This is a genomic window from Marinobacter nauticus ATCC 49840 (assembly GCF_000284615.1).
Classification (GTDB): Bacteria; Pseudomonadota; Gammaproteobacteria; order Pseudomonadales; family Oleiphilaceae; genus Marinobacter; species Marinobacter nauticus.
Map to the genome: position 1 here is coordinate 2,857,802 of NC_017067.1, position 24,053 is coordinate 2,881,854.

The following is a 24,053-nucleotide window of genomic DNA, read 5'->3' on the forward strand; positions in this document are numbered from 1 at the left end:
CATTGTACAGGTTTGCACCAGAGACTGTGAGGCCGCAGAAACACGGACAAAAACCACTTGCCTCAGGGCGCCGCTGCGGGCAGCATTCCGGTCTGTGTTCCATTCACCCAACGACAGGAAATTGATCATGGCACAAGCAACCGCACGCCACATTCTGGTAGACAGTGAAGCCAAGTGTGAGGAACTGAAGAAAGCTATCGAAGGTGGCCAGGATTTCGCCGAAGTCGCCAAGCAGCACTCATCCTGCCCTTCCGGCCGTAACGGCGGCGACCTGGGTTCTTTCGGGCCGGGCCAGATGGTTCCGGAGTTCGACAAAGCCGTTTTCAACAGCGAGCTCAATACTGTGATCGGCCCCATCAAGACCCAGTTTGGCTACCACCTGCTGGAAGTCACCAGCCGCAGCTGATCCGATGATCGGCCCGGCCGGTGTTCGGAAGATCTCCGACGCCGGCCGGAGTGCGTCCTATTCTGACCCTGCCGGCGGTGCCATAAACCTCGATATCTGCCGCCCTATGCTTTCCACCGGCTCCATGATCGCCTGCTGAATACTGCTGGTCACAACCTGAGAAAACTGCTTACCAGCGGGGCTTTCGAGGAACTCCAGGTACAGTGCCAGCTCCTGGGCGCTCACCTTGTCGTAGGTATAAAGATAGCTGTCGTAGACCTGCTGGCCAACCACACCCCGAAGCATCCCTCGCTGGTTTTCGATACGGCGCTCCAACTGCTCGTAGTGCATTGATTCGCTGCTGAGTGCCGACATGGCAGTAGCCAACCCCAACTGAACAGCAATGGTGGTATCCACCGCGCTTTCGGTTGCCCGGGCGGCCCGGTCGAATCGATCGAACATCTCGGCTTTGGGAGTGCCTTTGTACTTTCGATTCAATTCCGGCGCGCTGGCCTGTATCTGCGGCCAGGCTTCCGGCGCCGAGGCGGCAATCTCTGCGCTCGAAATTTTTCGGGCGACGGGTGTCCGGTACCACTCACTTACCGCCTGAAGCTGTTCGTCCGTGAGCTGTGCTTGCAGATCGGTAATGATCTGCTGCTCAATTTTGTCGGCGCTGAAACTGCTGCTCACGACATAGCCAACGGTATCCGCCACCATGGGCGGCACCTGACCGCGTTGTTTCAGCCCTTCCCGAATACCCTGGCTTAGCATCGCCGGGTATTGCTCAACAATGTCGTCAATCGGGGAGGCTTCGAGCACGCTGGCGGCATCCGGGGCCGCCTGAGCTGAGCCCACGCCAAGCATGGCAACGACTAAAACAGGTTTAACTAGGGCCAATCGCTTCATTTACCTATCATCCTGACTAATGCAATGACTCTCTTATGCCATGGGCCCAAGGCTGGCAGCAAGCAATCCAGGGGTTCAGGAGATGACAGTTTGGTAGGAATACGCAACAGGTCAGGCCGAAAGAAAAAGAGCCGCCATAAGGCTGAAAAAGCACGCTGGCTTCGCCTGGCCAAATGGTACGGGCCACCGGTGGCCGGCCTACTGATCGGGATCTGGGCCACGCTCCGCTTCAGCCTGCTGGCTCCGGATCCCCCGGCGAGACCAGAAAACCTTTGCGACATTTTCCGGGAGCATCCGGTCTGGTACGACTATGCCAGCGCGTCACAACAACGCTGGGGAACCCCCATTGCCACCCAGATGGCCTTTGTCTATTACGAATCATCGTTCCGAAGCCATGCCAGACCACCGCGTACCCGGCTATGGGGTCTGATTCCGTGGGCAAGACCAACCACAGCCTTCGGTTACGCCCAGGCCCTTGATCCAGCCTGGCAGGAATACCTGGCAGCAAACGATGGTGACTGGCTGACGGTGCGCAGCGATATGAAGTATGCCCTGGATTTCGTCGGCTGGTATAACCGCCTGAGCCACCAGCAACTGGGTATCCCCTATACCGCCCCGAGGGAATTGTACCTGGCCTACCATGAAGGCAGAACCGGCTATGCCCGGCGCTCTTTCGACCGTAAGCCGCAGCTTCAGGCCCTGGCCAGCCGGGTCCGGGCCAGGGCTTACCGCTACCACAACCAGTTGCAGCAGTGCGAAGCGGAGTTCCAGTGCTGGCGCTGGTACCAGTTCTGGCCGTTCTGCTCGGCTGGAGACTGAGCTACAGGGCCCCCGAAATCTCGATCACCGATTCCAGACTCTGCAAACGCTCTACCAGAAACTCCATGACCATTCTGACCCGGGCCATCTGCTGGGTATCCTGGTTTACATGGAGCCAGAGGTCGATGCTTTCGCCCTCCAGAGGATCGGACAGCCGCCGCAATTCCCTGGTGGCGTCGCCCAGGTAACAGGGCAGTACTGCCAGGCCTGCCCCGGCCCGGGCAAGGGCATGCATGGACTGCAGGCTATTGCAGCGAATCACCGACGTCACATTTTTCAGCTGTTTGCGGTACCAACGCCCCGTTGCCAGGTGGCTGAAGGATTCGTCTGGCAGTATCCAGGTACAGCCTTCCGGCTGATTCTCGATATCCATGTTCCGGTGCCGGCGGCAGTATTTTGCTGCGCCATAGACCGCGGATTCGATTGCGGCAATCCTCTCACCTTCCAACGTTGCCTGGGGCTTGTTCTCCGGCCGAAGGGTAAGGTCGGCTTCCCGGTGGCTGAGATTGGCCACATCGTTATCAGTGAGAACCTCCAGCTCAATCTCGGGATAGGTGCGCACCATCTCGGCCAGAATCGGGCTGAGCAGTTCATTCATCATCACGTCTTCGGCGGCCACACGAACCTTGCCAACCGGTGCGGAATCATCCCCCACCAGTTTGCGCTCAAGGTTTTCCATATCGGTAGCCAGCCGTTCAGCCTCCCGAAAGGCCATTTCTCCCACGGGGGTGAGCTGCAATCCGCTCTGGTTACGCTCAAAAAACTGCACCCCCAACGACTCTTCCATCTGATCAAGTCGCCGTAAAACAGTCGTTTGGTGAACACCCAGAATTTCACCGGCTTTTGCAAGCGTTCCGCCTATTGCAAGGGCCCTTATATATCGAAGATAATCCCAGTCCATAATCACTGCATATTTGCAACAAGGGTACGGATTTTAACGTATTCAAGCTGCAAAAAAGAATCCTTAGAATTGAACGTAAATTAAAGATAGATCGCTAACAATCCACCAGATGAAGGAGGAAGGCGCTATGACTCAGAACCATATCGCAACCGTTAAACCGCTGCCGTCCAGTATCCTCCACAACAGTACTGAGGTCAGGCGCCAGTATACCCGCGCTGCCGCAAGGCAGGCGATGCAGTTTATCAGCCGCAAGGTGCGAATTTTCAATCGCAAGGCGGTAGCCGTGGCGCAGGATATGCCCCAGGTTCAGGGCGGCCACTAAAACAGACTGCACGCCTTTCGGGGTTGCTGAATAAAAAACGCCGGCATGTTTCCATGCCGGCGTTTTTTTGTTCGCTTGTACCTGGTCAGAATTCCCAGATCACTTTGCGTTTCTGCTCAAACCACTCGTCCATCTTGCGGTTGTAGAAATCCTCGATGACATTGCGTTTGATCTTCATGGTGGGTGTGAGCATACCGTTTTCCATGGTCCAGGGTTCACGCACCACGACTACAAAAGCCACCTTTTCGTGGGACTCACATTCCGCATTCACGGAGTCCAGTTCCTCCGCCAGCTCTTGTTCCAGCTCGCTGCGACTGCCTCCCCGCTCCAGTTCATCGCGGGCCTCCTCGGAAAGCAGTACCATCAGGCACGGCTGGGGCTGGTTGGCACCGGCCACACACACCACTTCCGCCTTGGGGTGATTGAACCGGTTCTCGATAGGCACCGGCACCACGTATTTCCCCTTTGAGGTTTTGAACAGGTCCTTAACCCGCCCGGTAATGCGCAGGCATCCATCACGGTCAATTTCACCCATGTCACCGGTTTTGAGAAAACCGTCATCCGTCAGGTCTTCCCGGGTTTTTTCCTCGTTCTTGTAATAACCGAGCATCTGGCCCGGGCTCCTCACCTGAACTTCGCCGCCCTCCCCAATCCGATGTTCAACACCCGGGTTGGCCATTCCAACGGTGCCCACCTTGGCCTGGCCCGGACGGTTGGCATGGGAATAGCCGAAGTTCTCCGACATGCCGTAGACCTCCAGCAACTCCAGACCAAGGCTTCGGTACCAGCCGATGATCTCTGCCGAGAGCGGAGCCGCACCGGTGAGTGCCGCCCGGCAATGATCCAGCCCCAGCTGTTTGAGCACCTTTTTCTTAACCAGCGTGTTCAGAATCGGGATATTGAACAGCAGTTTCTGCTTCTTGGGCGGCAACTTCGCATTCACCCCCAGGTAGAATTTCATCCACAGGCGAGGCACCGAGAAAAACAGGGTTGGCCGGGCCCGCTGCAGATCCTCCTGGAAGGTATCCAGCGAATTGGCAAAGTACAGATGGAAACCGTAATACAGTGACTGGGTCTCCACCGCCGCCCGTTCGGCCACATGGGCCAGGGGCAGATAGGACAACATACGTTCGCTGGCCGACACTGGGAATAGCTGCTGCAGCCCGTCGGCAACCGAGATCATGGTCCGGAAGCTGTGCATCACGCCTTTCGGCCGCCCGGTACTGCCGGAGGTGTAAACAATGGTGGCCAGATCATCGGGATCGGGCAGTTTCGGTTTCGCCGGGGACTGCTCGGCGATAATGTCCTGCCATTTGGGCGTGTCGTCCCGAGGCGATAGCGGCAGCGAGATAATCGGTAATTGCTCGGGAATATGGCCCTTGATGTCATGCCAGCCATCGGCCGTGCCGTCGAGTTTGCCGAGAAACAGCATCTGAGCTTCACTGTGGTCCAGAATATAGGCTGCGGTCTCGCCATTCAGAGTTGGATAGAGCGGCACGCTGACGTGCCCTGCTGCCCAGATGGCCAGATCGGACAGAATCCAGTGGGCGCTGTTTTTGCCCAGAATCCCGATATTGCTTCGCTGAGGCAACCCCAGCGTGTTCAGGTGAGCGGCCATGCGCGACACCTGGTCGGCGGCTTCACGCCAGGTAATATCTTCAACGCGCCCGTCGGGGTAGGGCTGGGTCAAAAAAACGTTGTCGGGAGTATGCTCTGCCCAGTAATAAAGGCAATGCAGTGAAGTCTGCTTGTTCGGGTCTACGGCCATTGTGCGTCCTTGTTATTGTTTTCTTCCTCTCCATACTAGCCAACTTTCCGACTCCCTCAATAGCAATAACAATCCCGGTGATTGGCCGTTTAGCTCGAATCTGAGACCTGTCACTCAAAATACTTCGTGACATCCGTCAAGTCTGGTCTAGATTGAAAGTTGCAGCGTAAAGATTGTCATCACCTCAGGAGGTCGTTATGAAATCGTCAACGCGCTCTGTTCTGATCTTTCCGGCCTGGGCCCTGATTCTGGTCGGTTCCGGTGCCTTCCTCTACAGTGCCTGGGCAGGCATGCTCGGCTCCTGACCGTCAAACGCTAACGTTTGAAGCGGGTTTCCAGCACGACGGCTGAGTTGGTTCGTTCGACGCCTTCGAGATTGCCGATGTCGTCCAGCACCTTACTTAACTCCTCCAGAGTGCGGGCCTGGACAATCGCTATAAGGTCGTATTCCCCGCTCACGGCAAATAACTGTGCCACCTGGCTGATACGCTCCAGTTCCGTATTGGTTCGTGCGGTCAGCTTCTGCCGGACCTTGATAGACACGTGGGCTTCCACCTGCCCTTCCAGATAATCCCCTCCCAGGATCACCGAATAGCCGCGAATGACACCGCTGGCCTCCAGCCTGGCAATACGATTCTGAATCGTTGATCGGGACACGTGCAGTGCCTTGGCCAGTTCGGTCACACTCGTACGGGCATTGCGCCGGAGCAGGGCAAGCAGTTTCTGATCTCGACTTTCTGTCATTTTGACCCCCAAACCTATCATTTCAACAAAACAATAGATCATTTCGAACATTCTGACACTGCAAATCGGCGGCTTACGCACTCATACTGATAAAAAACAATTTTGAGGTGCCGCCATGATTATTCGCCCGGTTCGTCATGACGACCTGAACGATCTGTACGAGATAGCCTGCGAGTCCGGCCCGGGATTTACTTCCCTGATGCCGGACAAAGACCGGCTATCCCGAAAAATTGAGGGCTCGATTCGCAGCTTCCGCTCACAGGCCGTCGACCACAGCGAACAACGCTACCTGTTTGTGCTTGAAGAGGGGACTTCCGGGCAGATCATGGGTACAACCGGCATTACCTCTGGAACCGGCCGGTCGCAACCGCTTTACCATTTTCGCCACAGCACCCTCACTCATCACTCCAGAGAGTTGGGGCTCCGGCGCTCCGTGGGCGCGCTCACCCGCTGCGTGCACTACCGGAACTGTACGGAGTTCTGTTCACTGTATCTGCGCCCGGCTTTTCGCCGCGCCAATGCCGGCAAATTACTCTCCAAAGTCCGCTTCGCCTTTATCGCCCAACATCTGGACCGCTTTCCGAACCTGGCCATTGCCCAGATGCGGGGTGTGGCTGATGAACACGGCCAGTCGCCCTTCTGGGACTGGCTGCGGGATCACTTTATTGATCTGGATTTCAGCCAGGTCACGCAACTGGCGGGTGCTGGTTCACTGGACTTCGTCGAGGACCTGATGCCTTCATTACCGCTCTATACTCATTTAATGAGCAATCCGGCCCGGGCTGTCATCGGTCAGGTGCATCCGGACACCAGGCCCGCACTGGCCATGCTCAAGGCAGAGGGATTCCGCCATCGGGGAATGGTGGATCTGTTTGATGCCGGCCCCACCGTTGAATGCCGGACAGATAACATCCGCAGTGTCCGGGAAGCTGCACTGATGTCGGCAGAGATCAGCACAACCGAAAACCAACACCTTATAGACACAGGCCGCCCGGTCCTTGTGACGAATACCGGGCTCGAGGACTTTCGCGCGATGGTTGTGAATACAGACACTCACGCCCTGGCCAGCGGCCGGATCGAGCTTTCAACCAAGCAAGCCGATGCGCTGGGCCTCAGTGTGGGCGCATCGATACGAACCCTGCCCCTGGGCCAGCAAGCCATTCCGGCGGCCTCAATCCATGTCACAGATTCTGCGGAGGTTCACTATGCACTCTGACGTCGACACCCTGTTCCGAGCGCTCTGGGGAGACTACCGGGCCGTAACACCATCGGCAGACCGCATTCATGCCCTGCTGGCCGAGCGAGAGAACACCGCCATCGTCAATGACCATATCGCCCTGAGAACCTTCAACCTGGCGCCGGTGGGTCTGGACGCCCTGGCTGCGCATTTCCTGGCTTTAGGTTACCAACCCGGTGGCGAATACCATTTTGAAGCCAAGAAGCTCTATGCCCGGCATTACGAGCACCCGGACCCGGAGGTGCCAAAAGTGTTTATCTCCGAACTGCTGGTCGAACAATGCTCAGACCAGCTGCAAGCGGTGGTGCAGGGTCTGGTAGACCAGATCAACCCGAAAAGAGTGCAGGCTGATGACTTTCTCTACTCAGGTCGACACTGGAATCTGGATTACTCAACCTATCGACAGTTGCTTGAGGAAAGTGAATACGCCGGCTGGCTGGCAGCCTGGGGCTATCGCGCCAACCACTTTACCGTGAGCATAAACCACCTGGACACGATTCACTCGGTACCAGACATCAACACGCTGCTGAAAGAACAGGGTTTTTCCGTGAATGCCAGTGGTGGAGAAGTGAAAGGTTCACCGCAGGACTGCCTGGAACAGTCGTCCACTATGGCCGACCGTGTTACCGCGCACTTTAGCGACCAGGACGCAGTCATTCCGAGCTGCTTTTACGAATTTGCCAAGCGCTACCCAATGGCCAACGGCAAACTCTATAGCGGTTTTGTTGCCGCCTCCGCCGATCGGATTTTCGAGAGCACCCATAGTTAAACCAGGGAAGGCTTAAGGCCAGCCTTCCTCACCCAGCAGCGGGACAAAGCGTACATCGCCGTAGCTCGCCTGCTCATACTCGGAATCCGACAGCCGGGTGATGCAGAGCAGTTGCTGAAGGCCGCCCTCTGTGCCCACCGGAATCACCAGCCGCCCGCCGACCGCCAGTTGTTGCTTGAGGGCCGCTGGCACCGCAGGGGCTCCGGCAGCCACGCAGATGCCATCAAATGGTGCTGCCTCTGGCCAGCCTAACGTACCGTCTGCGCATTTCACATGCACCTGGGTGAAGCCTGTTCGGTCCAGATTTTTACGCGCCTGGGCCGCCAGTTCCGGAATACGCTCAATGGAAAAAACTTCCAGAGCGAGACTGGCCAGGACGGCGGCGGCGTAGCCCGAACCGGTGCCAATATCGAGCACTCGCTCGCGGCCCTTGAGACACAGAGCTTCTGCCATCAGGGCAACGATGTAGGGCTGAGAAATGGTCTGACCCTGGCCAATGGGTACCGGGTGGTCCTCATAAGCCTCGAAGCGCAGATGTTCGGGGACAAACTGCTCTCTGGGCACACGCTCCATGGCCTCCAGCACCCGTCCATCGGAAATACCCCGAGGCACCAGCTGGCACCGGACCATGGCCCGTCGGATATCACTCAGATCCTGTCCGTCTTTGTTCATAAGGCGTCCCTCCTCATGCTTACCTGTCGTTACAAAGGCATAACTTTTTTACAACAGTGCGAACACCCGGGACTGACTACTTTTTAACCATAGGTTACTCCCGATACCGACACAGGAGAACCAGACAACAACAAAAAGACCAGGGCCCATAAACCGGCCCGAATGGAGCGCAGACCATGTCAACATCCGTGGATCATCTTCAGGAACGTACCCAGGACGCCAGCGACCTGCTAACGGACATCGTACCCTCGGCCATTACTCTCGCCACCATGCTACGCCACCGGAAAATGGCGGCCTGGTTGCGGGAAGAATTTGATGGCTACACCGACAAGGACAAGGCCCCGCCCTACCGACGCGACCTGCCCGGTCACATTGTTGCAAAATCGCCCCAGTACGGCTGGATTCCAGCGCCGGTGGATGAGCGCCAGACCTCGGAATACGGTCACCTGGACCTTCCGGAGGGCATCAAGTCCCTGGAGCAGGTGTGCCTGAACTGCAAGAAAGGCAATGGTCATCGGGCATTGCTGGACAAAGACGACATGGCCCATGTGCAAAAGCAAATCAACCTCAAGGCGGAACTGGCGATCAATCTCAGCCGTGAAGTGTACTGCCGCCTGTTGCGCACCATCCGCTCGGCGATCTACCTGTGGACAGAGTCCCTGGCCGACGCCGGCATGACCGGGGAGCACAATCATTACAGCCCGGAAGAACGTAAGACCGTCGAGCACCTGGACACGCCTGAGGCCTTCTGGCGCCAGGCCATGGAGCAGGTGGATGAACTGCCCGTGCCCGATGTCAGGGAACTGGGTTTCCTTGAACGTATGTTTGGGCGCGCCGGCTAAGCCCCAGCCATTGCCGCCCGCAGCGTCGGGCGGCAGAAGCCAACCGCGATTTGCCCCTACCGGGATTGAACGATCAGGCTATACTGCCGTCAGATAGACTGCCCAGGCATTACGGACACCACAGGGACAGCCTTTGATCGTACACCGCAATGGAGGCGCAGAATGCAGGAAGCTCGTTACCCACTCACCCTGTACTGCCTTCTCCTGGCTCTGGTGTTTGCGGTTCCGGCCAGGGCCCAGGGCAATGATGGACTGATCAACCGCATTGAAGCCCTGCAGGCTGGTTACCCGGTATCGGTGCTGGAATCCCGGCTATATGCCAAGGAAGCACTGACGCGATTCTACGAAGCCAGAGGGTACACGCTGGCCTGGGAGGACCCGAGCAATCGCAGGGAATTGCTCGAAGCCATCCGGGCAGTGGCCGGTGACGGTCTCAACCCCCGCGACTACCACTACGACACCCTTGCAGCACTCGCCCTGAAAGACCTGAATGACAGCGCCGAGGAATTACAGACCGACCTTGACCTTGTACTCTCGGATGCCTTCCTGCTACTGGCGTCCCACCTGCACCACGGCAAGGTCAACCCCACAACCATCCATGCGGAATGGACCGCCAACCGCCAGCAAAGGGAGATGCAGTCGGTCTTGTCCGAAGCCCTGGCCAGCGGCACCGTCTACACCACTCTGCAGGATCTCAAACCCCGCTCTGCGGCCTACCATCAACTGGTACAACGACGCAAAGCGCTGGGTGAGCTGATCAGCGCAGACTGGCCGGCTATCGTTTCGGGACCAAGTATCCGACCAGGCGATACCGACAACCGCATACCCGACATTCGTCGCCGCCTGGCACTGTTGGGCGACCTCTCCGGCGACTCACCAGAAGCCTCGAATCACCAACACTACGACGACGCCCTGGCCACTGCGATCCCGTTATTCCAGGCCCGACACGGCCTGGAACCAGATGGAATCGTCGGCCGGGACACTCTGACAGCGCTGAACCTGTTGCCCCTGGAACGGATATACCGCCTGGACGCAAACCTGGAACGGTGGCGGTGGTTACCGGAATCCCTGGGAGAAACCTATGTCGTCGTTAACATCGCCGGTTTTGAGCTGGTGCTCGTAGAGAGCGGCGAGCAGGTCCATCGCCAACGGGTAATTGTTGGCAGGCCATACCGGCAGACGCCAGTATTCAGCGATCGCATTCGCTACCTGGTGTTCAATCCGACCTGGACGGTACCCCGGAAGCTGATGATCGAAGACCAGCTACCGATCATACGGTCAGATCCGGAGTATCTGGAGCGCCTGGGCTTCAAGGTTTTCAGGGGCTGGGGCGCAAACCAGAGCGAAGTCGATCCAGCAGAAATCGACTGGACGGAACTCTCGAAGAACAACTTTCCCTACCAGCTAATTCAGCAGCCCGGCCCCCAGAATGCGCTGGGCCAGGTCAAATTCATGTTCCCGAACCAGTACGATATCTACCTCCACGATACCCCGGCGCAATCGTTGTTCAGTCGGCTGGAGCGAACCCTGAGCTCCGGCTGCATCCGTCTGGAACGCCCCTTTGAGCTGGCCGAACGATTGCTGGCAAACACCAACGGATGGAACAAAAAGCGAATTGAGCAGACCCTGGCAACCGCCGAACCGGCAACCGTAGTGCTATCGGAACCGGTGCCTGTGTACCTGCAATACTGGACCACCTGGATTGATCCGGCCGGCGTTCTCCAGTTCCGGAACGATGTGTATGATCGTGACCGCCGTTTGCTGCAGGCACTGCGTGCAGACTCTGAGGGCGGACAGTCACTTACACCCAGAGATGACAATCGTCCCACGGCACGCACGGACTAGTTTCGTGCGATCATAAAAAAACACCGGGCAAAGCCCGGTGCAAAGACTGACAAAGGCAGCTCGTCAGAAAAGCCTTAAAGATATGGTTAGTCGCTGACAGGGGACTCTTTGATCGCCGCATTCATCCTCCGGCGAAGTAGTGGCCCCACGAGATAAGGCAGCACCAGGCCAAGGCCGGCGACAGTCCATAGCCCGATGGCGAGAGGACTCCCCCAAAGAATGCTCCAGTCGCCGTCCGACAGGACCAGGGCATGTCCCAGGTTTTTCTCCATTTCCGGCCCCAGCAACAGGCCCAGAATGATGGGAACCAGAGGAATCTCAAGTTTGCGCAGAAAATAGCCGGCAATACCGAAGGCAATCATGAAATACAGATCGAAGGTGCTGTGGCTGATCGAGTAGATCCCGACAAACGCGACCATCGTGACAATTGGCAGCAGATACATCGGCGGAACAGACAGCAACCTTACGAAGAATCCCACCAGCGGAATGTTCAACACCAGCAGGAGGACGTTGCCAATCAGCAGCGCGGCAATAACGCCCCACACAATGTCGGCATTCTGGGTAAACATCAGCGGGCCCGGTGTGATGTTCAGCGAAATCAGCATCGCCAGCAGGACAGCGGTCGTGCCGCTGCCCGGCACACCCAATGTCAGCATGGGGACCAGGGCACCAGAGGATGCCCCGTTGTTACCGGCCTCGGGCGCAACAACGCCCCGGATGTCACCTTCACCAAAACGGCCTTTTTTGCCGACCACCTGTTTTTCCAGGGTGTAGCTGATAAAACTCCCCAGAGAAGCACCCGCCCCCGGCAGCACACCGGAAATAAAGCCGAGAATCCCGCCGCGAAGCTGTGTTGGTATGGTCGTTACCAACTCCTTCAGGCTCAGGCTGAGCTTGCCAACCTGCATTTTCTCTCGCCCTTCCCCCATGCGATGCTCCACGAAAAACAACAACTCGGAGATGGCAAACAGACCCACAATGGCCAGAATGAAATCGATACCTTCATAGAGTTCAAGCACACCGAAGGTATAGCGCTGGGTTCCCGTGGAAATATCGATACCCACCGTGGAAATCATGATCCCCAATGCCGCCGCAATAACCGTCTTCATGGGGTTCTTGCCGGTGATCCCGCCCAATGTGGCAAACGCCAGCAGAAACAGCGCAAAGTACTCGGCAGGGCCGAAGGTAAGGGCAAACCTGGCCAGCACGGGCGCCAGCATGATCAACCCGATGGTCCCGATCAGACCACCCGAGAAAGACGCGATGGCAGAAACCGCCAAGGCATCAGCAGCCCTCCCTTTACGGGCCATCGGGTAGCCATCCAGGCAGGTCATCATCGCCGGTTCATCGCCCGGTATGTTGAGCAGGATGGAGGAGATTCGCCCCCCGTACATGGCGCCTGCATAGACTGCGGTCAACAGAATCATGGCGGTTTCGGGCGGAAGTCCCAGCGTAAACGCCAGTGGTATAAGAATCGCTACACCATTGGCCGGCCCCAGTCCCGGAAGACAACCAATCAGGGTTCCCACAAATGCGCCAAACAGAGCGAACATCAGGTTGTACGGAGTCAGCGCAACGGCAAACCCCTCCATCAGAAAGCCAAGGGTTTCCATCAGTGCACCTCCAGCGGGCCAGCCGGCAAACTCAACGACAACCCATAATTGAACAGGACGAACACCACGACGGCGCTGCCTAAACCGGTAAGAAAGGCCCGTTTAGGCGCTGCTCCCATGCGCCAGCTAAGCGTTCCGACCGCCAACGTTGTCGCGATGACGAATCCCAGCGGCTCCAGCAACAAGGCATACACCACCAGAACCAACACCGAGACCAGAAGTTCCAGTGCCGATTTACCAAGCGGCCACCGGGCATCCGGGTCAGGTTTGATCATCAGATACAGACTTCCGGCCACCAGAACCACCGACAAGATGGTAGGAAAGGTCTCTGGGCCGACCCCCTCAGCGCCACCAAAGGGTTCCGGCCACTGCTGCGCAGCCCAGCCATAAGCCACTGCCAGGACCAGAAGACCCAGGCCGAGAATACGATCACCGAAGCCCGTCATTTGAGTAACCCGATTTCACGAGAGAGTGCTTCAATGTCCTGCACCTGGTTGCGCACGAATTCGTCAAACTTGCTGGCAGGAGGGTGAAACGGAATCAATCCGTTGCGGGCCATCACCTGTTTCCATTCTTCGCTGGCGTACAGGGTGTCGACCGCATCTACCCAATACTGCTTGGCGGCTTCATCCGCGTCTTTAGGCATGTAGAAACCCCGCCAGTTTGGCCCTACCGCATCAATGCCCTGCTCTCTCGCTGTGGGCAGATCACTGAACTTGCCTGGCAAACGTTCATCGGCCAGAACAGCGATCACTCGCAAATCTCCGGACTCCATGAACCCTGTCGCCTCAGACAGATCACCGGTAAACGCATCCACCTGGCCACCCACAACCTGAGTCATGGCTTCACCGCCATTGTTGTAGGACAGATAGGGAATCGATGGGAGTTTTTCCGCACCCGCCGCTTTTGCGGCAATCAGCACCTTCAGGTGGTCCCAGCCACCCCGTGCGCTGCCACCGGCAAACTTGACGGACTTGGGATTGGCCTTCACGGCATCCATCAGTTCTTTGAGGTTCTGATACCTGGAATTCTTGCTTACCGCGATAATTCCGTAGTCGGCGCCCAATGCGCCCACCCAGGTGACCATATCGGCATTCATGCCAGGAAACTGGCCCTGGGCCAGGCGTGTTGTCGTTGCCGTGGAAGCCGCCACCAGCAGCTTGTTATCACCTGCGCGTTTGCTCACGGTATGAGCGTAGGCAACGCCTCCGCCAGCGCCGGCCATATTGACGGTCTGCACTGTTCCATCAACCAAGCTGAGGTCCTGCAGCACATTGCCTACGCTCCGGCAGGTAAAGTCCCAGCCGCCTCCGGGATCCGCCGGTGCCAGACACTCAACCTTGCCAGAAGGTTGCCAAGCCATTGCAGAGGTACTGACGGCGGCCGCCGCCACCAAAGAGAGGAATCGTTTGAACATCATTGTGGTCACCTTACTCAGTTGTTTTTGTCATGATCGCCAGGTCACCGGAACGAATGAGGAGGAGCTCTCCGGTGAGGCGATTAAGGGCAGACTAATAGGGGAAACCCGAGACAAAGAAGCTTGTGGGCGTAACGCCTTTAAAGACTTTTTTCTGCATTCTGTGCATAAAGATCACGGGCGGTGGCCGCAAGGATGGATTACCCTGAAAAGCAAACGACAAAAAGCCGTGCTCTATCCGTGTTAAGAAAAACCAAACTGAAAACCCGCATGATCCTGACCCTGGGATTGCTCGGCACCTTGCAAACGGTGCTGATTGGCAGTTTTGCCGGCTATTACCTCAGTGAGTCACTGTATGAGGAAATTGGCGAGCGCGCTCTGATGGTCGCCAAAACCGTTGCCGCCACACCGGCTGTTATCGAGGGCGTCCGCACCAGAAACATCCCTGCGCTCAATCAACTGGCCCGTCGGCTTACCGAAACCAATGAAGCTCTGTTTATTGTCATTGGCGATCACCGGGCAATCCGTCTGGCGCATCCGGACCCGACCCGGATTGGCTATTCGATGGGTGACGACGATGGTGATTACGGCCAACAGGCTCTGCAACACGGCCAGGCGTATGTCGCTCGCGCCAAAGGCAGCCTTGGGGAGTCCATGCGCGGAAAGGCTCCGGTATCCACTCCGGAAACGGGCAAGATCATCGGGATCGTATCGGTGGGTTACAGTCTCGAGCAGGTTGAGAACACCATACGTCGATATAATTTTGTTCTCTATGGTGTTGTCGGCCTAATGCTTTTGTTCACAGTGTTCTCGGCCATCATCATCGCCGGCCGATTCAAGCGTGCCATCTTCGGCCTTGAACCAGAGGAAATCGCCCGGTTGTTCCAGGAGCGTGACGCTACCCTGCAATCCGTTCGTGAAGGCATTATTGCGGTCAATCGGGACGGGATAATAACCACCGCCAACCGGGCAGCCTATGAGACACTGGAACTGCCTGAGAACGAACCTCTCGCAGGCAAGCCCATTCTGGACATTCTGCCGGAAAGCAGCCTGATGTCGGTATTGCAAACCGGACAACCAGACTTCGACCGTGAAGTCTGGTTAAGAGGACGACAAATGGTCGTCAATCGGCTGCCAGTTCGCCAGGGTGAGCAGATCATCGGCGTGGTAGCCAGTTTTCGCCGGCGAGATGAGCTTGATCAGGTGAGTAGACAACTCACGCGAATACAGCAGTATGCCGATACCCTTCGCAGCCAGACCCATGAATACTCGAACAAGCTTCACACCATCGCCGGACTGATACAGATTGGCGCGACTGAAGAGGCGCTTAATCTGATTGGCAGCGAGGTGAGCGACCATCAGGCGCTGCTGCATCTTCTGCTGGAAGCCGTGCCAGACCCGATTATCGCTGGTTGTCTGCTCGGAAAGTACAATAGGGCGAAGGAAATGGGCCTGCGTCTGGAAATAGACCCTGGCAGCCAGATGGCCGACCTCCCGGCGGAGCTGCCCAGGGATCAGTTGGTCAGTGTTCTCGGCAACCTGATTGACAATGCGCTTGAAGCCACGCTCCACAAGGCGGGCAACGGCGGCCGGGTATCACTGTCGATGACCGATCTGGGGCACGAGCTGATTTTCGAGGTTGAAGACGAGGGCCCCGGAGTTCCCGGGCCGGATCGGGCCCGGATTTTCGAGCGTGGCTTCAGCACCAAAGGTGAGAAACACGGGATCGGCCTGCATCTGGTTCAGCAGTTTCTCGATCGCTGGGGAGGCTCGGTGACGGTTGAAAACCTGTCCGGAGGTGGCAGTCGTTTTACGCTCTACTTACCGAAAACGCCGATTGCGGGAGGACATCCGTGACCACGATCCGACTGCTTATTGTTGAAGACGATCCGAAGATCGCCGAGATTCAGCGCCGGTTTGTTGAGCGTGTTGAACAGGTGGAACTTTGTGGCATAGCCCATACCCTGGCCGATGCCAGGGATCTGATCGACGTACTGGAGCCTGAACTGATCCTCCTGGATGTCTACTTTCCCGACGGCAATGGTTTGGACCTGCTCCGGGAACTGAGAGCCCGTGACCGTCGGTCAGACGTCATTCTGATTACCGCAGCCAAAGAGGTAGAAACACTGCGTAGCGCCCTTCGTGGGGGCGTATTCGACTATATTCTGAAACCCCTGGTGTTCGAGCGCCTGCAGGAAGCCATTAACCGCTACCGGGAGCATCTGGACAAGCTGCTGGCACTGAACAAGCTCGCCCAGAAAGAAGTAGATGCGCTGTTACCCAGAGCCACCAACGACACCGAAGCCTCCGTGCCTGAACGGCTGCCAAAAGGTGTCGACAGCCTGACGCTGGACAAGATCAGAGGGGTGGTTGCCACTGGGGGTCACTGGAGCGCGGAAGAAATGGGGGCCGAGATCGGAGCCTCCCGGACAACGGCCCGCCGCTATCTGGAATTCCTGGTCGGCACCGGTGAGCTTTGCGCCGAAGTAAACTATGGTAGCGTTGGGCGCCCGGAACGACGCTATTGCCTGAAAGCCTGAAGGCACTCAAGTGGCCCTTATTCTTTACACATTACTGGCACAAGCAGGAGATCCCGATGAAACATCTGATTGCCGCCGGCATCACAGCATTGACGGTGACGTTGACCGGTTGCCAGAACCTTCCAGAAACAAAGGAAGGGGCCAACCGTAATGTTGTTTTTCTCAAGGCCACACACTGTCTGGAGGAACCCGTCGGCGACCAGGATCGTATTCATTTTGGCCCCTGCCTGAAGATTACCGACATCAATGGAGAAGCGCCGACCGTGCGCAGCGACGGCTTCATTGAGCTGCCTGTTGCCCGGCCTGTAACCATCGGTACCAGCTGTGTCTACCGCCATGCCGATGGCACCCCGATTCCTGCAACCGTGGGCACCGCAGAGTTTCAGGTGAACAGCACCACGTTTCCGGAAGGCGGCCAGCGTTGGTACCTGCATGCCCACGAGCAGGCACGAGGTGTCGTTGGCTGTCAGCCCACACTCTCCACGTCGGTGTTTCCAACCCGAAAAACGGACTGACAAGAACTCTGTTGCGGCGATGGCCAAATGACGGGGCCGTTACCATCCCTCCACAAAGCCCGCTGAAAATTGCGTACCGGGAAGCCCTGTGCCACGGTTAAAGGGCAACCCTTGAATGGAGGACAGGAAATGCTCTATTGGGCTATTGTTTGTCTCGTTATTGCAGTGATCGCAGGAATTCTGGGTTTTGGCGGTATTGCAGGCACAGCGGCCAGCTTCGCGAAGATACTGTTTTTCGTCTTTCTGGTGCTTCTGGTGGTGTCGCTGGTCGTTAACGCCCTGCGCGGTAAGGGGCCAAAGGTATAGCATCAGCGATTTAACGGTCGTGGCCCTCCGGTAACCACGAGGGCCACCCCGGCTACCGCCACCACTCCCCCGGCAATGGCCAACGGCCCCAACCGCTCATTGAACAGAATAAAAGCTTCCAGTGCCGTTACCGGTGGCACCAGATAAAACAGACTGGCCACCTGCGAAGCCGCACCGCGACGAATAAGCCACATCAGAATCAGAATGGCACTTACCGACAGCCCGAACACCAGCCATCCCAGCGCCAGACTGAATTGCACTGTCCATTCGATGTGCCGGGTTTCCAGCGTGAAGGCACCAATCGCGAAGAACGCTGCAGCCGCTGTGTACTGAATCATGGTGCCAGATATCAGATCCACTCCGGTTCCGAAGCGCTTCTGATAGACCGTACCCAGTGAAATTCCGATCAACGACAAGCCGGCCCAGAGAATGGTGACCGGTGAAAAACTACCACCATTGGCACCGCTGCCCAGCTTTTCCGCCAACACCAACGCCACCCCGGCCAGCCCCATGACCAGCCCCAGCCACTGCCTGCCAGCAACCGACTCCCGCAGAATCAGAACGGCTGCCAACGCTGTTACCAGCGGTTGAAGACCAACAATCAGTGAGACCAGGCCTGAAGGCATGCCCTGATCGATGGCATAGAACACCCCGCCCAGATAGGTTCCCTGCACCAACAACCCGGTAATCGCCAGATGTCCGGCCCCACGCCAGCCCGGCCAACGGGATTTCATGGCCACGGCGAGAATAGCCAACGGCACCAGCGTCAGCAGCATACGGATCAGCAGCAGGGTAAAGGGTTCCGCATAAGGCAGACCATACTTGGCGCCAATGAACCCGGTGCTCCACAACCAGACAAACAGGGCGGGCACAAAAAAGGAGTAATAGATCGGTGGCATAAGTCCCGGCAGAGGCTGGAAAAAGAGCCTCGACTATACCCGGCCAATCAGGCCGGGAACAGGTACAGCCTTGCCATTACAGAGACACAGTCACCCTATGGGGCGGTGAGCATTGTCTGAAGCTTCTGGGTAAACTCCACCGCTTCGCAACCAAGCGGGGTCAGGTAACCACCATCCTTCTGGCTTATCAGCCCTTTGGCAAACAAGGATTCCGCCGCGCGCAGCGTTTCCGGCGCCGCACTGTGAGCGTGCACCTTGATGCCCTCCTGGGTAGAGGCGGACGGAAACTGCAGTAACAGGTTCAGCTCAGCAAGGTGGTTCGGAGAGAACGGCATAAAAGCTCCTTATCGTCAGCGTTCTCTGCAGTTTAGCCCAAACAGTCGTGGACCGAAGCAGAATCACAAAGAAATTGATCCAGATGCATAGTTTGCCTGACTATCCTAAGGTTATTGTCTTCAAAGGCCCGATCCCTGCCTGTCACCGGCACAGAAAAACGGCAACACGGACACGTTGATCATGGATAACACACCAGCTCAGACCACCGACAATGCACCTCGTTCGCTGCGCCATCTGAGCGTCTACCTGGCCACACTGGTCAAAGGCAGGCTTTGGCTTAAAGTGCTCATTGGCATGGGGCTTGGTCTGGTGGTGGGCACCCTGCTTGGTCCTTCGGTCGGCCTGGTCGAACCGGACACGGGCACCTTGATCGGTAACTGGCTGGCGTTTCCGGGACAGCTCTTCCTCGCCACTATACAGATGATCGTCATACCACTGGTGATTGCCTCGGTGGTGCGAGGACTGGCCGCCAGCGACAACCTGGAACAACTCCGGAAAATGGGTACCCGGGTTACCCTGTTTTTTGTCATTACAACCGCCATTGCGGCCACCATCGGCCTCTGGGTGGGCGGCCTGGTTAACCCGGGAGATCTGATGACCGGCCTGACCACACCGCCAGCCGATGCCGCGCCGGTGGCCGCCGACATCCCCGGCCTGGACGCCATCCCCCAGACACTGATTGGACTTCTGCCCGGCAACCCCCTGGACGCCATGGTGGAAGGGCAGATGCTGCAGGTGGTGATTTTCTCCATCATCATCGGCGTTGCGCTGGTCAGTATGTCGGGCGACAAAGCCAAGCCGATGCTCGACCTGCTCGATTCACTGCAGCAAATCTGCATGACCGTGGTTCGCTGGGCCATGCGCCTCGCCCCCTATGCCGTGTTTGGCCTGATGGCACAACTGACGACTACCCTGGGTTTTCGTGCCATGATTGGCATGGCCTCGTATGTGGCAACGGTGCTGTTCGGCCTCGCCGTCCTGATGGGGTTTTATCTGGTCATTCTCAAACTGCTGGCAGGTGTACGGCCACTGCAGTTCCTGAGGGATACCCGTGATGTCTTGCTGCTGGCATTCTCGACCTCCAGCTCCGCCGCTGTCATGCCCCTGTCTATCCGTACCGCAGAGGACAAACTCGGGGTGCGCCCGTCGGTTTCCCAGTTTGTAATCCCCCTGGGCGCAACCATCAACATGAATGGCACTGCGCTTTATCAGGCCGTCGCGACCGTTTTCCTGGCCCAGGTCTACGGCATCGACCTCAGTGTTGGCAGTATGGCCCTGGTGGTCGCCATGGCAGTGGGTGCCTCTATAGGGTCGCCGGCTACCCCGGGGGTCGGCATTGTCATTCTGGCAATGGTACTGCAATCGGTGGGTGTACCAGCCGCAGGTATTGCCTTGATCATGGGCGTGGACCGAATTCTGGATATGTGCCGAACCGCCATCAATGTAACCGGCGACCTGGTTGCCTGCCGGCTGCTGGAGAACTGGTCGGGCAAGCGACTTCCGCCGCCCGCCGGACCGATTGCCGGCGATACCTGAAGACAACAGCCAATTTGTGACCCCATGAACAATCGGTATCATGAAGGCACGAAACTCCTACACTTGAACGGCCATCTACCGCGATAATAGACGTAGTGTGTCATTCAGAAACAAAGCTTCGGGTTCTTGATGAATTTCAGCGGTACATCCCTGACGACCAGAGTCACCATTGCCCTAGTCACCGGACTCCTTCTCGCGGCAGCTACGGCCCATGCCGACAGCATCAAACGCATCGTGCATCCGGACGGACGAGTGGAATTCACCAATGTGAAAAGCAAAAGCCAGCCACGAGCCTCCACCAAGAGTGAAACCGTGTATCGTTACACCGACGAGCACGGTGTCGTGGCCTACAGCAGCCAGCGCCCGGGCAACGCCGACTTCGATGTTATCCGCTTCCACTGCTACGCCTGTGACCCGGAATCCAGCGTCGACTGGCACAAAACGCCATTGTTCCTGAGCCCCTACCGCAGTGAAATCCAGACCGCGGCAGCTGAATTCAATGTTGACCCGGCCCTGGTGCGAGCCGTTATCCATGCCGAATCTGCGTTCAACCCCAAGGCCATTTCACCGGTCGGTGCCCAGGGGCTGATGCAGCTGATGCCGGGGACGGCGGAGGAACTGGGTGTGAAAGACCCGCTGGAGGCCGGCGAAAACATCCGCGGCGGTGTCGACTACCTGGCCAAAATGCTCAAACGCTTTAATGGTGACACTCGCCTGGCGACAGCCGCCTATAACGCCGGCCCCGGCGCCGTTGGCCGCTACAGGGGCATTCCGCCTTACGCGGAAACCAAAGCCTACGTGGAACGTGTGGGTATCCTGCACCAGCGCTACGCCGCCAACTGATGGGCACCATCATCAAACGGCCCGATATCAAGGGCGATATCGTGCATGTCGCCAATGACCGCTACGGCAATATTCTGGTGATTGATGATCGCAAGCACCGGATTCTCAGTTTTGATTCCGTGTTTGAGCAAAGCAAAATTCTGCGCCGGGCACCCCATGTTCCCGTCCACGAATACAGCCGCGCCATGCTGCTGCCCATTGCTTTCGCCAGGCCCGACCACATCACTGTGCTTGGTTTGGGCGCAGGCGTCGTCGCCCACGGCATACACCGCCTGTTACCCGACAGTCAGGTTCATGTGGTGGAGTTGCGTCAAAAGGTGTTCGAGACCGCACGGGACTGGTTCTCGTTCCCGCAACATGAGCGCCTTCATGTCACCGTCGCCGATGCCTGGCACACACTGGAAACGCTTCCGGGGGCCAGCACCGCCATGATTGTCACGGATCTGTACAGCGCAGACCGAATGTCGCCCCTTCAAGCGCAACGCCGGTTCATCAAGGCCTGTGCCCGGGCACTCCAACCTGACGGCTGGCTCGTTCTTAACTATCACCGCATGCCGGAGCCGGACGGTAACCTGCTGCGCGAGCTGAAACGCCAGTTCCCGTGTCTGCTCACCTTCAAAAGCAAAACCAACAACTGGGTTATCTATGGCTGTAATCGGGCGTTTGATCCCTGGCAGATACCCGACTCAGTCCTCAAGGCATTGGAAGAACAACTGCCGGTTGGATGGCCCGCGCTGATGAAAAAAATCCGGGTCTTATAAAATCCGCCCTGCCGACCACGAAAAATCTTACTCCGTTTTACATTTTTTTATGTAATTGCCGGTAATTGTTCATAGTTTTCAGGCTAAACTCTGCGCCTCTCTACACTCTCTCTTACTCATGTAAAGGAACAAAGCATGGCATTTGAGTACGGAGCTCAAAAACTCAACATCCGGAATCCATTCCGGTTCGAAGGGCTGGTCCGGTCCATTCGTGGTGCAATTCTGCTGGCGATTGGCGTCTATCTCCTGTTTCAGATTCAACCCCTGCTTGGTACCGACAAACCCAGGGCCTGGGTTAACCTGTTGATCGGCGGCCTGTTTGTAACGGGCGGGTTGAAGGCGCTGGGCGGAGGCCTGTTCCAGGTCATGCGTTTCTTCGTGGGCCGCGCCGCGCCGGCCTCACTGGCCAAAAACGTTGCCCGTGAAGCCGTGAACGAACGCGAGCCGACCCTGTATAACTCCAAAATGCTCCACAACATGCTCATGAGCAAGAGCAACCCGACCTTTATCGAGCCCACCGGCTGGTTCGCCCGGGCGGTTCACTCGGTCTTTCCCAACCTGATTGTCACCCCCTGGCCCATTCGCAACGTCGCTCAGAGTCTGGCCATGAAACTGACCAAGAGCTTCGTGGCCATCGCCGCCTTTCTGGTGGCCAGCCTGGTGGTCACCATGGTGTTCTCAGGCACCGAAGGCGCGGATGTTGGCAGCACGGTTATCTCACTGATCCTGCAAGCGTCATTGCTGGTGTACCTGGGCCTGTTGTGGGTCAAACTCGGCAACCCGCTGTCCCGCAGTAACATGACCACTCTGGGCCAGACCACCAGCAAGGGACTGGCGCTGGTGATCATCGGTGCCATCGCAGTGCCGATCCTGACTGCCCAGGGCTGGCTTGGCTTCTGGGACAGTCTGCACGTCAGTGCCCGCCAGGATTTGGCAGGCCTGATGCCCCTGCTTGAACCGGTTTTCCGTACCGGGTCCCTGCTGACCCTGACTATCGTCTGTGCTCTGGCGACAGCGGCCATTGCGGTGGTTTTGATCAAAGCACGCATTGGCATGGTGCCCATCGCAACCAGCAGCTCTGAACTTAACAACAGCTGGCGATTCGATCTGCACCCACGCCAGATTTTCACGACGCTGCGCGACCTGGTGTTGATGCAAAAACGTCAGCAGGAGCTGCCGAACCGGGTATATCTGGACAGCAACGACACCGGTGATGCCAACCGGGAGAATGAGCAGTTCAACGGCGACCTTCTGGTCGAGATACAACCTGTTGTCGAAGACCGCGAAGAGCCAAAATCCCTGCGTTGGACCCGGGCAAGCGGAACCATCGCTGGCCAGATACTCCTGTTGGCGGGTGCCCTGCTGCTCTGGCTGGGTGCCGATCGCGTGATGGACCATGTTTACGCTCTGGATCAGCTTCGCGCTACCCGGCTCGATGTCGACCAGGCATTGAACCTGCTGTTCGTCCCCGCGGGTGCCACGGCCGCCATCCTGCTTGCCAGCTTGCTATTGCTCGGCTTCGGCCGGACACTGTCCAGAATCTGCCATCTGTTCTGGGCCGAGATCTTCTTTAAGTCCAACCTGTTCGATATGCACTGTGAAGGCACGGTGATGCGGGCAACTCATTACCGCGGCGCCGACCGTCACAGTGCGTCCAGTGAACAGGATGTATTCAGTTTCGACGCCACCTACTTCGCTCTGGCAACCGAAGCGGTCAGCTCAACGTTTGCAGTCTCTGGCCAGCAAAACCTGGAGCAGCCGAGGTATCTGCTGTCCCTGTCGCCATGCGATGGATTCATCAACAGCGTGGTTGGCGACCTGGAAGACCAGTTCCGTCGCCGCAACGACGAAATAAAGAACGAAAAGCAGGCCGACCGCGAACAGCGGCTCGACTATATCCGCCAGGAGCAGGAAGCGCGCAGAACCGGGGATATGGCTGCCCAGGGCCTGGTTGCACCAGAGCAGCGGGCATCACTGGAGTCAGACGTGGTGTCAGATCAGGACCGTGAGAAGATTGCCCGCTGGGAGGGCGATACAGCCGATAACTGATGGCAAATCAGACAGCACACCAGGAGCT

25 protein-coding genes are annotated in these 24,053 nt (G+C 57.5%); 15 read left to right on the forward strand and 10 right to left on the reverse strand.

The genetic code is table 11. The features are described from left to right. The first annotated feature begins 127 nt into the window (after positions 1–127). Positions 128–406, forward strand: a complete 279-nt coding sequence (locus MARHY_RS13270) for a peptidylprolyl isomerase (protein ID WP_008939100.1) — start codon at positions 128–130, stop codon at positions 404–406. Positions 407–463: 57 nt separating this feature from the next. Here the strand turns inward: MARHY_RS13270 and MARHY_RS13275 are convergent, their stop codons facing one another. Next, entirely contained in the window at positions 464–1,291 is an 828-nt protein-coding gene (locus MARHY_RS13275) for a DUF2059 domain-containing protein (RefSeq protein ID WP_041654895.1), read from the reverse strand. 90 nt (positions 1,292–1,381) lie between these two features. On the opposite strand from MARHY_RS13275, the gene MARHY_RS13280 reads away from it, so the two are divergent. Continuing rightward, positions 1,382–2,110, forward strand: coding sequence for a transglycosylase SLT domain-containing protein (locus MARHY_RS13280; protein ID WP_226374334.1), 729 nt, complete (start codon positions 1,382–1,384; stop codon positions 2,108–2,110). Position 2,111: 1 nt separating this feature from the next. Here MARHY_RS13280 and MARHY_RS13285 read toward each other — a convergent pair whose 3' ends face one another. After that, complete coding sequence (locus MARHY_RS13285) at positions 2,112–3,011, reverse strand: LysR family transcriptional regulator (RefSeq protein WP_011786329.1); 900 nt, start codon at positions 3,009–3,011, stop codon at positions 2,112–2,114. A gap of 127 nt (positions 3,012–3,138) precedes the next feature. On the opposite strand from MARHY_RS13285, the gene MARHY_RS13290 reads away from it, so the two are divergent. After that, the gene (locus tag MARHY_RS13290; RefSeq protein ID WP_014422246.1) at positions 3,139–3,333 is read left to right on the forward strand and encodes a hypothetical protein; all 195 of its coding nucleotides are present in this window, start codon (positions 3,139–3,141) and stop codon (positions 3,331–3,333) included. A gap of 85 nt (positions 3,334–3,418) precedes the next feature. Here MARHY_RS13290 and MARHY_RS13295 read toward each other — a convergent pair whose 3' ends face one another. Continuing rightward, a complete protein-coding gene (locus MARHY_RS13295) occupies positions 3,419–5,101 on the reverse strand; it encodes an AMP-binding protein (protein WP_014422247.1) in 1,683 nt (560 codons plus the stop codon). 315 nt (positions 5,102–5,416) lie between these two features. After that, a complete protein-coding gene (locus MARHY_RS13300) occupies positions 5,417–5,845 on the reverse strand; it encodes an Lrp/AsnC family transcriptional regulator (protein ID WP_014422248.1) in 429 nt (142 codons plus the stop codon). A 115-nt stretch (positions 5,846–5,960) separates the two neighbouring features. Between MARHY_RS13300 and MARHY_RS13305 the strand changes: the two genes are divergently transcribed. Both MARHY_RS13305 and MARHY_RS13310 read left to right on the forward strand, forming a co-directional pair. After that, a complete protein-coding gene (locus MARHY_RS13305) occupies positions 5,961–7,061 on the forward strand; it encodes an arginine N-succinyltransferase (protein ID WP_014422249.1) in 1,101 nt (366 codons plus the stop codon). Next, complete coding sequence (locus tag MARHY_RS13310) at positions 7,051–7,851, forward strand: DUF1338 domain-containing protein (RefSeq protein WP_014422250.1); 801 nt, start codon at positions 7,051–7,053, stop codon at positions 7,849–7,851. Before MARHY_RS13305 ends, MARHY_RS13310 begins: the two co-directional genes overlap by 11 nt. A 12-nt stretch (positions 7,852–7,863) precedes the next feature. On the opposite strand, the gene MARHY_RS13315 is transcribed toward MARHY_RS13310, so the two are convergent. Next, positions 7,864–8,523 (reverse strand): protein-L-isoaspartate(D-aspartate) O-methyltransferase, encoded by a 660-nt coding sequence (locus MARHY_RS13315; RefSeq protein WP_011786334.1) that lies wholly within the window; start codon positions 8,521–8,523, stop codon positions 7,864–7,866. 176 nt (positions 8,524–8,699) lie between these two features. On the opposite strand from MARHY_RS13315, the gene MARHY_RS13320 reads away from it, so the two are divergent. Continuing rightward, positions 8,700–9,365, forward strand: coding sequence for an AbiTii domain-containing protein (locus tag MARHY_RS13320; protein WP_011786335.1), 666 nt, complete (start codon positions 8,700–8,702; stop codon positions 9,363–9,365). Positions 9,366–9,527: 162 nt separating this feature from the next. Then, on the forward strand, positions 9,528–11,210 hold the full coding sequence (locus tag MARHY_RS13325; protein WP_014422252.1) for a L,D-transpeptidase family protein: 1,683 nt from the start codon (positions 9,528–9,530) through the stop codon (positions 11,208–11,210). A gap of 86 nt (positions 11,211–11,296) precedes the next feature. Here the strand turns inward: MARHY_RS13325 and MARHY_RS13330 are convergent, their stop codons facing one another. The 3 genes from MARHY_RS13330 to MARHY_RS13340 are packed head-to-tail and all read right to left on the reverse strand — an operon-like array spanning position 11,297 to position 14,243. Then, positions 11,297–12,823 carry a tripartite tricarboxylate transporter permease gene (locus MARHY_RS13330; RefSeq protein ID WP_011786337.1) on the reverse strand — a complete coding sequence of 509 codons (1,527 nt, stop codon included), beginning with the start codon at positions 12,821–12,823 and terminating at the stop codon, positions 11,297–11,299. Further along, the gene (locus MARHY_RS13335) at positions 12,823–13,269 is read right to left on the reverse strand and encodes a tripartite tricarboxylate transporter TctB family protein (protein ID WP_014422253.1); all 447 of its coding nucleotides are present in this window, start codon (positions 13,267–13,269) and stop codon (positions 12,823–12,825) included. The genes MARHY_RS13330 and MARHY_RS13335 overlap by 1 nt, the downstream gene beginning before the upstream one ends. After that, complete coding sequence (locus MARHY_RS13340) at positions 13,266–14,243, reverse strand: Bug family tripartite tricarboxylate transporter substrate binding protein (RefSeq protein WP_014422254.1); 978 nt, start codon at positions 14,241–14,243, stop codon at positions 13,266–13,268. Before MARHY_RS13340 ends, MARHY_RS13335 begins: the two co-directional genes overlap by 4 nt. Before the next feature lie 237 nt (positions 14,244–14,480). Here MARHY_RS13340 and MARHY_RS13345 point away from each other — a divergent pair, with 237 nt between their 5' ends. The 4 genes from MARHY_RS13345 to MARHY_RS18625 all read left to right on the forward strand — a co-directional run bounded on the left by MARHY_RS13345 (position 14,481) and on the right by MARHY_RS18625 (position 17,601). Then, on the forward strand, positions 14,481–16,097 hold the full coding sequence (locus tag MARHY_RS13345) for an ATP-binding protein (RefSeq protein WP_041655586.1): 1,617 nt from the start codon (positions 14,481–14,483) through the stop codon (positions 16,095–16,097). Beyond that, a complete protein-coding gene (locus MARHY_RS13350) occupies positions 16,094–16,780 on the forward strand; it encodes a response regulator (RefSeq protein WP_014422257.1) in 687 nt (228 codons plus the stop codon). The genes MARHY_RS13345 and MARHY_RS13350 overlap by 4 nt, the downstream gene beginning before the upstream one ends. Positions 16,781–16,836: 56 nt before the next feature. After that, positions 16,837–17,295, forward strand: a complete 459-nt coding sequence (locus tag MARHY_RS13355; RefSeq protein WP_041654897.1) for a hypothetical protein — start codon at positions 16,837–16,839, stop codon at positions 17,293–17,295. Between the two features lie 129 nt (positions 17,296–17,424). Beyond that, on the forward strand, positions 17,425–17,601 hold the full coding sequence (locus MARHY_RS18625) for a DUF1328 domain-containing protein (protein WP_022991499.1): 177 nt from the start codon (positions 17,425–17,427) through the stop codon (positions 17,599–17,601). A gap of 2 nt (positions 17,602–17,603) precedes the next feature. On the opposite strand, the gene MARHY_RS13365 is transcribed toward MARHY_RS18625, so the two are convergent. Then, a complete protein-coding gene (locus tag MARHY_RS13365) occupies positions 17,604–18,500 on the reverse strand; it encodes a DMT family transporter (protein WP_011786344.1) in 897 nt (298 codons plus the stop codon). Between the two features lie 95 nt (positions 18,501–18,595). Continuing rightward, entirely contained in the window at positions 18,596–18,835 is a 240-nt protein-coding gene (locus tag MARHY_RS13370; RefSeq protein WP_011786345.1) for a TIGR02647 family protein, read from the reverse strand. Positions 18,836–19,016: 181 nt separating this feature from the next. On the opposite strand from MARHY_RS13370, the gene MARHY_RS13375 reads away from it, so the two are divergent. The 4 genes from MARHY_RS13375 (at position 19,017) to MARHY_RS13390 (ending at position 24,025) form a co-directional block, all read left to right on the forward strand. Then, entirely contained in the window at positions 19,017–20,372 is a 1,356-nt protein-coding gene (locus MARHY_RS13375; protein ID WP_014422260.1) for a dicarboxylate/amino acid:cation symporter, read from the forward strand. A gap of 129 nt (positions 20,373–20,501) precedes the next feature. After that, positions 20,502–21,215 carry a lytic transglycosylase domain-containing protein gene (locus MARHY_RS13380; protein WP_014422261.1) on the forward strand — a complete coding sequence of 238 codons (714 nt, stop codon included), beginning with the start codon at positions 20,502–20,504 and terminating at the stop codon, positions 21,213–21,215. Continuing rightward, positions 21,215–21,976: a spermidine synthase gene (locus MARHY_RS13385; protein ID WP_014422262.1), complete on the forward strand. Its 762-nt coding sequence runs from the start codon at positions 21,215–21,217 to the stop codon at positions 21,974–21,976. The genes MARHY_RS13380 and MARHY_RS13385 overlap by 1 nt, the downstream gene beginning before the upstream one ends. Positions 21,977–22,111: 135 nt before the next feature. Further along, positions 22,112–24,025 (forward strand): hypothetical protein, encoded by a 1,914-nt coding sequence (locus MARHY_RS13390; RefSeq protein WP_014422263.1) that lies wholly within the window; start codon positions 22,112–22,114, stop codon positions 24,023–24,025. Positions 24,026–24,053 lie beyond the last annotated feature (28 nt).

What these genes read in the sequence shown, in the direction of transcription:
- MARHY_RS13315 (WP_011786334.1), bottom strand. Translation starts at nt 8,523, where the DNA reads ATGAACAAAGACGGACAGGATCTGAGTGATATCCGACGGGCCATGGTC.
- MARHY_RS13290 (WP_014422246.1), top strand. Translation starts at nt 3,139, where the DNA reads ATGACTCAGAACCATATCGCAACCGTTAAACCGCTGCCGTCCAGTATC.
- MARHY_RS13340 (WP_014422254.1), bottom strand. Translation starts at nt 14,243, where the DNA reads ATGATGTTCAAACGATTCCTCTCTTTGGTGGCGGCGGCCGCCGTCAGT.
- MARHY_RS13270 (WP_008939100.1), top strand. Translation starts at nt 128, where the DNA reads ATGGCACAAGCAACCGCACGCCACATTCTGGTAGACAGTGAAGCCAAG.
- MARHY_RS13330 (WP_011786337.1), bottom strand. Translation starts at nt 12,823, where the DNA reads ATGGAAACCCTTGGCTTTCTGATGGAGGGGTTTGCCGTTGCGCTGACT.
- MARHY_RS13320 (WP_011786335.1), top strand. Translation starts at nt 8,700, where the DNA reads ATGTCAACATCCGTGGATCATCTTCAGGAACGTACCCAGGACGCCAGC.
- MARHY_RS13285 (WP_011786329.1), bottom strand. Translation starts at nt 3,011, where the DNA reads ATGGACTGGGATTATCTTCGATATATAAGGGCCCTTGCAATAGGCGGA.
- MARHY_RS13385 (WP_014422262.1), top strand. Translation starts at nt 21,215, where the DNA reads ATGGGCACCATCATCAAACGGCCCGATATCAAGGGCGATATCGTGCAT.
- MARHY_RS13390 (WP_014422263.1), top strand. Translation starts at nt 22,112, where the DNA reads ATGGCATTTGAGTACGGAGCTCAAAAACTCAACATCCGGAATCCATTC.
- MARHY_RS18625 (WP_022991499.1), top strand. Translation starts at nt 17,425, where the DNA reads ATGCTCTATTGGGCTATTGTTTGTCTCGTTATTGCAGTGATCGCAGGA.
- MARHY_RS13355 (WP_041654897.1), top strand. Translation starts at nt 16,837, where the DNA reads ATGAAACATCTGATTGCCGCCGGCATCACAGCATTGACGGTGACGTTG.
- MARHY_RS13365 (WP_011786344.1), bottom strand. Translation starts at nt 18,500, where the DNA reads ATGCCACCGATCTATTACTCCTTTTTTGTGCCCGCCCTGTTTGTCTGG.
- MARHY_RS13295 (WP_014422247.1), bottom strand. Translation starts at nt 5,101, where the DNA reads ATGGCCGTAGACCCGAACAAGCAGACTTCACTGCATTGCCTTTATTAC.
- MARHY_RS13305 (WP_014422249.1), top strand. Translation starts at nt 5,961, where the DNA reads ATGATTATTCGCCCGGTTCGTCATGACGACCTGAACGATCTGTACGAG.
- MARHY_RS13275 (WP_041654895.1), bottom strand. Translation starts at nt 1,291, where the DNA reads ATGAAGCGATTGGCCCTAGTTAAACCTGTTTTAGTCGTTGCCATGCTT.
- MARHY_RS13335 (WP_014422253.1), bottom strand. Translation starts at nt 13,269, where the DNA reads ATGACGGGCTTCGGTGATCGTATTCTCGGCCTGGGTCTTCTGGTCCTG.
- MARHY_RS13325 (WP_014422252.1), top strand. Translation starts at nt 9,528, where the DNA reads ATGCAGGAAGCTCGTTACCCACTCACCCTGTACTGCCTTCTCCTGGCT.
- MARHY_RS13370 (WP_011786345.1), bottom strand. Translation starts at nt 18,835, where the DNA reads ATGCCGTTCTCTCCGAACCACCTTGCTGAGCTGAACCTGTTACTGCAG.
- MARHY_RS13310 (WP_014422250.1), top strand. Translation starts at nt 7,051, where the DNA reads ATGCACTCTGACGTCGACACCCTGTTCCGAGCGCTCTGGGGAGACTAC.
- MARHY_RS13300 (WP_014422248.1), bottom strand. Translation starts at nt 5,845, where the DNA reads ATGACAGAAAGTCGAGATCAGAAACTGCTTGCCCTGCTCCGGCGCAAT.
- MARHY_RS13375 (WP_014422260.1), top strand. Translation starts at nt 19,017, where the DNA reads ATGGATAACACACCAGCTCAGACCACCGACAATGCACCTCGTTCGCTG.
- MARHY_RS13380 (WP_014422261.1), top strand. Translation starts at nt 20,502, where the DNA reads ATGAATTTCAGCGGTACATCCCTGACGACCAGAGTCACCATTGCCCTA.